Origin of the sequence: Bifidobacterium criceti, assembly GCF_002286935.1 — a bacterium.
Lineage (GTDB): Bacteria > Actinomycetota > Actinomycetes > Actinomycetales > Bifidobacteriaceae > Bifidobacterium > Bifidobacterium criceti.
The window spans coordinates 1-7,551 of the sequence record NZ_MVOH01000022.1 but is presented as its reverse complement, the minus strand read 5'-3'; the positions used below and the strand labels follow the sequence as shown (position 1 = coordinate 7,551).

The window sequence follows — 7,551 nt, the reverse complement described above, 5'->3', positions numbered from 1 at the left end:
ATATGCATTCAGGTCGTTTCACAAGACCTCTATAGCATGACTTGATATTGGTCAAAAAACATGACAATGTATTAAAATATTTATCCTATGATAAAGAAAACACTGTATGTAAAATATGATATCTTATAATTAAGCAATAACAGATTGTACAGTTCCACCGTATAGGAAGGATGATCATGAACAAACCATTCATCACCGAAGAGGAGTTCCTCGAACTCGGACGCACCGAAATCGATACGCCGAAAGCGCTCGCGGAAGCCCTGCACACCTTACGCCCCCAAATGACACTCACCGAAGAGGGTGCGGGGAAACTGTATCGCAATATCCAGCTGTCGCTTTTTGCCACACGCCTTGCAGGACTCACCGAGCAGACCAGGAGCGGTGAGCGAGAGAGGTGCAAGGAAATCGCCGGATGGCTTGACAACGGTTTCCCGACATTCCGTTATGGCCATGCAGGCAACTTCCTCGTCCCGGACCCCAAAGATGATTTCGCTTGGGACCTCCAGTGGGACAATATCGAAGATCCTTCGGAAGCCGACAAAGCCCACCTCCACCACGAGTACGAGACGTTGTGCAACGAAGGCGCTTTGAGCAGCCCAATCATGCTGATCCAGATCAACTGGTCGGGCAACGGTTCGAATGAAAATGAACCGTTCTGGGGCAACATCCTCAGCCATCGGGGAATCAAACACATGGCAGGACGACTCCCACAAATCTGGCACACGATCGTCGAGAACGGATACGAGGATACATTCCGCGGAGCGTACATGACCGATTTCTACAAGCCGTTCCCCACACCAAAATCGGACCTCTTCGAAAAGACATTCAGGAAGGCGACGCTGGACTCGTATCTTGACGACAACTCCGCCATCAGGGCGAAGTGGAACAATGAGCTTGACAACTCGGACTATGCGTCCGTGCGTCGCTTTGACACACTCGTCGCCGGCACCGACTTCACCGGAGACGCCGCCCCACAATTGGACATCATGACATTGCTGCAGATGGCGATGTTCATCCAATTGTGCGAAGAGGCCAAGCTGCTCCACATCGAACACCCGATCATGGTTCCGTGGGGCCAGATTCCGAAGCACGGATTGGAGGCGAGCGTGCCAGCGGCGGAAGCCAGCGAAGCGTTCCCGCTCCCTGATGAGCTTCCGTTCCTTGACGGCAAGTCCGCAAAGACAGCCTTCACCGAAACCTACATGCAGCACAATTCCCTCGGCAATGGGCATATGGGCAATTGGCTCAAGACAACTGCCTGCAACACCTTCACCGCCATCCAAACCATGGAGAAGGCTTGGGAAGCGAAATACGGCAACGCCGAGTGCTAACGCATCCTCTGGGCGCGGAAGAACAAGCACGGAGGCAAGCCTATGACGGCATAAGGAGGCAGTGACGCAAGCCGGATGTCCGGATTCGCATCCCGAATCGAAGGATTCACAATCATGGCGCCGGACACCCAGCCTCACGAAGGCACCGATCCGCCCCCTTCCGCAGTTTTCGAATCGCATCAGTATGTTGGTTGGGTCCTTGTACAACCGCACAGTTGTACAAGGACCCAACCAAATCCCACGCCCTTACACCTACACCAACTCCGCATGCACGTGAGGTCATACGTGAGGTCGTACGCGCGTCAGGTCGTCCAATCAAACGTGCCACATCCCACAGATGGGTCGGCATCCCCCGAATGCTCACGTCTGCATCGGCTGCGCGCATCTATCATGCAATCTCCATTGAGGGAGAGCATTTTCTCCATAATCGACAGGTATCACAGCACACTATCCCACTGTTTTCAGTACCGATACTCGCCACAACCGCAAATGCTGCTCTCCTTCAACGGAGATGCATATCAGGCACCATCCATACCATGTGCGCGGCACAAGTCTTACACCGCTCCTTCCGTCGCGCATCCGCGTACGCTGCGACAACGCACGACGCGCGCACCATCCCACCGTCGCGCGTCCGCACACACCGTCCTACCGCACGACGCAAACGCCGCACCGCCGTCACGCCACCACACCACCCACCACAACACTGCAACATACTGCACACCGCAAAATGCAGCGGCAACATGGGAACCAAACTGGCTCTGCACAGCGACAAACAGCACCGAACCGCAACGCAGCAGACGCCAACGGCGCAACACAAGTGCTGCAGCCGCAACGAAGACGATAAGGAAGGAATGACGACGTGGCACAGACAATCAAGATGCGCGAGGATATGACGCTGTCCGAGGTGCAACGGATGTTCGAGACGGCGGCCACATTGGAGGGATTCCACACGAGGTTTCACGTGTGCGCGTTCCCCGACGTCTACATTCGCAGCGCCGAACATCCACGTGTGCACTACGTCGGCATCGAGCGCGATCACATCGAGCTGACCGAGATCGAAGACGAATGGGACACAGTGGAAGCGAACGATATCGCATATGCCGAACTGTCCTTCAGTTATGCGCTTGACGCCGCGGATGGCACGCGCATCGAACCTGGACGCGCAACGCTTGTGCGGCATGGGTTGCGCACGTCGGACGTCGTCAATGCGTTCGGCATCGTCACCGACCCCGACGACCGCGACGTCGTCCCCAACGTGTTCGGCATCGTCTTCGTCGACCACAATCTCCTGATTCCATTCACGGCGACGAGCAGCATCGTGCTCATGGATTTCGACGGCGGCGGCGTGGATAACATCGCCGTCGTCGACGAGTGCTGCCTCGACCAATCCGCAGAGCTATCCGCAGCCGTTGTCTCACGTGAAACATTCATCGCGCATCCGCAAGGTCAACAGATCGTCGACAGCAGCATGAACGACGCGGAATTAGAGGCTCTTGCGCGCGCCGAGGAGCGGGAGGGAATCGAACCGGAACTCCCCCATGTCTGGATATACGGCGACATCTGCGGCCCCGTTCAGCCCGAGCAGATCATGGAGCCGTCAACACAATCAACCACACCTTCCGAGAGCGCGCAGGAGACGACTCCCCCTGAATACCGCACCGATCCGTTCGGTCCTTCAGCCATCTATTTGTTCGATGATATCCGCCCCAAACGGGGGAACACCACCCTCAAGCAGAACTGTTCGTATTTCTCACGCATGCTGAGGGGTGTGAAACCATCCGCGAACGAACTGTCGGAACGTCCCCACGGCTCGATTGTTCCTGAATATTTCCGTTGCACCACCGGTGCACTGCAGCCGTACGCGGACACCAGGAGAGATGGTGGTAGGTTCATCGTCGATTTCGCCGATGCCTACGCTGACGTTGCGGTCGGATACGATCTGCTCGGCCACTACGATTGGGGCGAACCAGAAGATCGCTTCCGGCGGTCCCCAATCAACAGGGAACCGTCAGATTTGGACGGCGTACGCGTGTTCGGTCTCGTCCCACTTGCCGCGCTCATCCAACAACTGCCGTACGATCATTCGATCCGCGAACGCGCAGCCAAGAACATGGTGCACTTCGCATACGACTTCTGTAGATTCAATATTCCCCAGCGTTATATCATCGCAAGAAACTATTGGATCGCCAATCAAATCGATTATTGGTCCGATCTTCCTTCCATTGCGAAACCTTACCAGCGTAGGCTGCGGGACGACGTCATCGAAGCATACATCGAACTTGACACGTTGCTTGAGCAAGGATGGAAGCGGCACCTCGAGAATCCAAGATGTGCGGTGCTCAGTCCAGTTCATTCCTACCTCGCGATCGCCCTGGAAGCGGTCACGCACACAGATCCGATTCGTCTCGACGCGAATGCGGTCCGGGTGCTCGCTGCATGCAATCTGCTTGTGCTGCTCAAAGCGATGGATGTGCAATGGACACTGACCCAGCCCTGCAACACGGTCATGCCCGAGTCGTTGAGAAGTCTGCGGTACAACGCGAAATGGTGCATCGACACATTGCGGGACCCACGGCGCAACGGAACGATCGAGTTCACCGCCGACGAATACTTTGGTCGGTATTTCGGCAGTCTGCTGCCGTTCCTCTTCGCGAAGGATTGGAAACCGAACAACAATGCATTTTCCCATGTCGATGATTACGACTGGAACACACCTCCCCGCGTGATCCGCTCACTGTGCGAACTCGTCTCCGCGGCGAATTCCGAAGACGGCCGGCCGAATCCGCACGATTTCTTCTGCGCGGCGGGAAGCGAACCGCAGTTCATCGTCCGCAATCTCAAGAAGCGGTACGGACTCGACGACGTCGACCAGATGACCGGACTCATGGGACGCCCACTCATCCCAGGAATCGGCAAACGCATGAGCTGGATTCCCGAACGGCTGATGTGAGGACCTTCTGCGACGCGCGGCCGCGCAGATCGCGGCACCGCGCGACGCAACCGCGCCCTTAGCGACGCGCGTTCACACAAAACCGGCATCGCACGACACTAACATCACACCAACGTCGCGCGGTATCACAGATCGCGGCACCGCGCGACACCAACGCGCCCTTAGCGACGTGCGCCCGTGCACTTTGCGGCACCACACGACGCAACCGCCACCTCAGAGACGCACGCCCGTGCACTTTGCGGCACCACACGACGCAACCGCCACCTCAGAGACGCACGCCCGCGCACTTTACGGCACCGCGCGACACCTGAATCCATCAGGTCCCTTCTTCTATGCTGATACCATCGCACGACGCACACGAGGAGCCGCACCATGCACCGCACACCAATTCCGACAATACCCGACGCGCCACCGAGCATACGCAGCCTCGCGCGCGGGTACGCGATCGCCGACACAAGTAGTTCGCCCGAAGCGCGCGTCTACGCACTCAGTACAGAGATTGCGGACACCAACACCACCAACGACGTCCTGTTCGTGAAGACCGCAACCGCAGGCGCGCTCGCACACGAAGCACACATGGACGCCGCGTTCCACGAACTTGGTCTCGGCCCTGAAGTTGTCGACTATCTGTCCGCAGACGACGTGAGCGCTGACTGGCTCGTCACACGTGCGGTCATCGGTGACGACTGCACAAACGCACGCTATCTCGCGGAACCGGAACGGTTGTGCGACCTCCTCGCCGAACGTCTGCGCGCGCTGCATGAATTGTTCCACGTGCAACACGAACGTATCATCGAACTCAATATCCCCGACGTGCGCATGCGGTACCTCGAGAACGTCGAGCGCGGATGGAGATCCGGACGTTTCGACGCGCAGTTTTTCCCGGACATCACCGCCGACGACGCACATCGTATCGCCGCCGAAGCCGCGAGTTCGCTGCATACGAACGCACTCCTCCACGGTGACTACTGCCTACCGAACATCATCCTCGACGACTGGCGTTTCTCGGGTTTCATCGACCTCGACCACGCGGGTCTCTCCGACCGTCACATCGACGTGTTCTGGGGTGCGTGGACTTTCTGGTTCAACCTACACACCGACGCCTACTGCAACCGTTTCCTCGACGCCTACGGCCGCGACGTCATCGACGACGACAAACTGACCGCGATCGCCGCAATGGAGTGCTTCATGTAGTGCGTATCAGCGTCGCGCAGCTGCTGACTGCCCCCGTCGCGCGACCGCGCAGATCGTGACATCGCACGACGTCAACATCCTCCATTCCGTCGTGCGATTGCACACTTCCCGGCATCGCACGACGCGTACGCCCCACTAGCGTCGCGCAACCGCACACTTCGCGGCATCGCACGACGCTAACACCATCTCAGCGTCACACAATCACGCAGATCGCGGCACCGCACGACACAACCCACTGTCCTATTTGTCCTGTTTTGACTATTTGTCCGATATAAGATATGATGGGGTACAGAATCGGACAAATAGGACAGGAGACTGGAATGACGATCGCAGCAGTCCCCATTGCGCACGTACAACAAGGAACGGCGTATATCACGGCAGGTGACGGCACCGCCTATATACTCGACGAATCCATGCTCGAGCGCGTCATGCAGGTGCTCGTCGAAGCACAATCCGGAACCGCAACGCAGGACGCCGATAACCATCCCACCGAAGACGACGACCTCCTCACGACCGGCGAAGCCGCTCATCTTCTGGGTGTCTCCGCGAAAACGGTGGGGCGCATCCTCGACGCCGAAGAGATCCCGTACATTCGATACACCGCGAAAGGGAATCGCTGGGTGAGCCGCGCGGATGTGCTGGCCTATCGCGAGCGCGCGCACAACCGACACCGGACTCATTTGAAGAACATGCAAACCCTCGCCGCAGAAGGCGGCCTTGACGACATCGACCATGACGCGTATCTTGCACAGTTCGAATGATCCAGACGTCACCGGTTGCATTGTTGGATGCGAATATCTTCCTCATATTTGGCTCACCGATGTGCTGCTCACGTTCGCCGATTTCGGCATCTTCTTCCCGATATTCTCGGAGGATGTACTTCAGGAAGCTGAACGCGCACTCATCTGTACGTTGGGGAAACCACGGCAGTTTGCAACAGCGTACATCGATCAAATCCGCACCATTGACGCGGCGTATGTAGTATCGTCGTCCCCTGCCCTCCCCGGCACCATGGTCATTCCGGACATCGACGACCGTCATGTGGTTGCCGCCGCGCACAATGGGGACGCCGCGTTCATCGTCACATTCAATCTCAAGGATTTCCCGAACGAGGAACTGGGGAAGATCGGACTGACGGCGTTGCACCCTGACACGTTCCTTGTGCGTTTAGTGTCCCAATGTCCCACGATGTGCTCGGAAGCTTTGCGATACCTCGTTGATTCCAAAAAGAATCCGCCTCGTACGATGGCGCAGGAACTGGATCATCTCGCACGTACGGCGATGCCGAAGTTCGCTGCAATCATCCGAACCATGCAACGTTGATATGATTATGCGTCGTGTCGCGCGTTGTCACACAACGCGGCACCGCACGACGCTAACACCACTTCAGCGTCGCGCGGCCACACAAAACCGGCTCTTCTCAAGTTAGTGTGTAAGGGCCGTGCTTCATCATTGCTTGTGTGATAGAAAAATTGAATGAGGAAACACGGCCTGAACCCGAGTTTATCGTGTTCGACCCCCAACGTTTCCTTGGTTTGGATGAGATGGGTCTTCGTGTGCTCTCGTGGCGGCGTCTTGGCAGGCCGGACGGCCCGGGATTAAGGCAGATCAGGTGCGAGCCGGACTCGCACGACGCACGCTGGTGCCCCTCGTGCGGCGCGTATGCCAGGGTGCGTTCGTCGTGGCTGCGCACGCTGGCGCATGTGCCCTACGGCGACGACGCGGTGCATCTGCTGGTGCGCGTGCGCCGCTACGAGTGCGTGCCGTGCTCACGCTCGTGGAGCGATGATCTTGAGGCGGTGGGCGCCGGCAGGGGCGTGTTGAGCGTGCCGGCGGTGATGTGGGCGCTGCGGCGCGTGTGCCTGGACTCGATGACTGTCTCGGCGTGCGCCAGGCTGCTTCATGTGGCATGGGCGGTGGTCGACCGGGCGGTGCGCGAGCAGGGCATGCTGCTGCTCGAGCAGGCCGACCGGTTCTCCTCGGTGCGCGCGATCGGCGTGGACGAGCACGTGTGGCGCCACGGCGCGTTCGGAGACCGGTACGTGACCGTGATCGTCGACCTGACCCCGCGTTGCG

General features: G+C 58.1%; 6 protein-coding genes. All 6 read left to right on the top strand.

Translation table 11 applies throughout. The features are described from left to right. The first annotated feature begins 170 nt into the window (after positions 1–170). A complete protein-coding gene (locus tag B1526_RS08640) occupies positions 171–1,331 on the top strand; it encodes a hypothetical protein (protein WP_133088549.1) in 1,161 nt (386 codons plus the stop codon). Between the two features lie 859 nt (positions 1,332–2,190). Then, entirely contained in the window at positions 2,191–4,281 is a 2,091-nt protein-coding gene (locus B1526_RS08635; protein ID WP_095615653.1) for a hypothetical protein, read from the top strand. Positions 4,282–4,653: 372 nt separating this feature from the next. Further along, on the top strand, positions 4,654–5,475 hold the full coding sequence (locus tag B1526_RS08630) for an aminoglycoside 3'-phosphotransferase (protein WP_095615652.1): 822 nt from the start codon (positions 4,654–4,656) through the stop codon (positions 5,473–5,475). A 320-nt stretch (positions 5,476–5,795) separates the two neighbouring features. Continuing rightward, positions 5,796–6,236, top strand: a complete 441-nt coding sequence (locus B1526_RS08625; protein WP_157908721.1) for a helix-turn-helix domain-containing protein — start codon at positions 5,796–5,798, stop codon at positions 6,234–6,236. After that, entirely contained in the window at positions 6,208–6,798 is a 591-nt protein-coding gene (locus B1526_RS08620) for a PIN domain-containing protein (protein WP_095615650.1), read from the top strand. The genes B1526_RS08625 and B1526_RS08620 overlap by 29 nt, the downstream gene beginning before the upstream one ends. 149 nt (positions 6,799–6,947) lie before the next feature. After that, on the top strand, positions 6,948–7,551 hold a 604-nt coding region (locus B1526_RS08615), incomplete at its 3' end, for a transposase family protein (RefSeq protein ID WP_456061925.1).

What these genes read in the sequence shown, in the direction of transcription:
- B1526_RS08620 (WP_095615650.1), top strand. Translation starts at nt 6,208, where the DNA reads ATGACGCGTATCTTGCACAGTTCGAATGATCCAGACGTCACCGGTTGC.
- B1526_RS08625 (WP_157908721.1), top strand. Translation starts at nt 5,796, where the DNA reads ATGACGATCGCAGCAGTCCCCATTGCGCACGTACAACAAGGAACGGCG.
- B1526_RS08630 (WP_095615652.1), top strand. Translation starts at nt 4,654, where the DNA reads ATGCACCGCACACCAATTCCGACAATACCCGACGCGCCACCGAGCATA.
- B1526_RS08640 (WP_133088549.1), top strand. Translation starts at nt 171, where the DNA reads ATGATCATGAACAAACCATTCATCACCGAAGAGGAGTTCCTCGAACTC.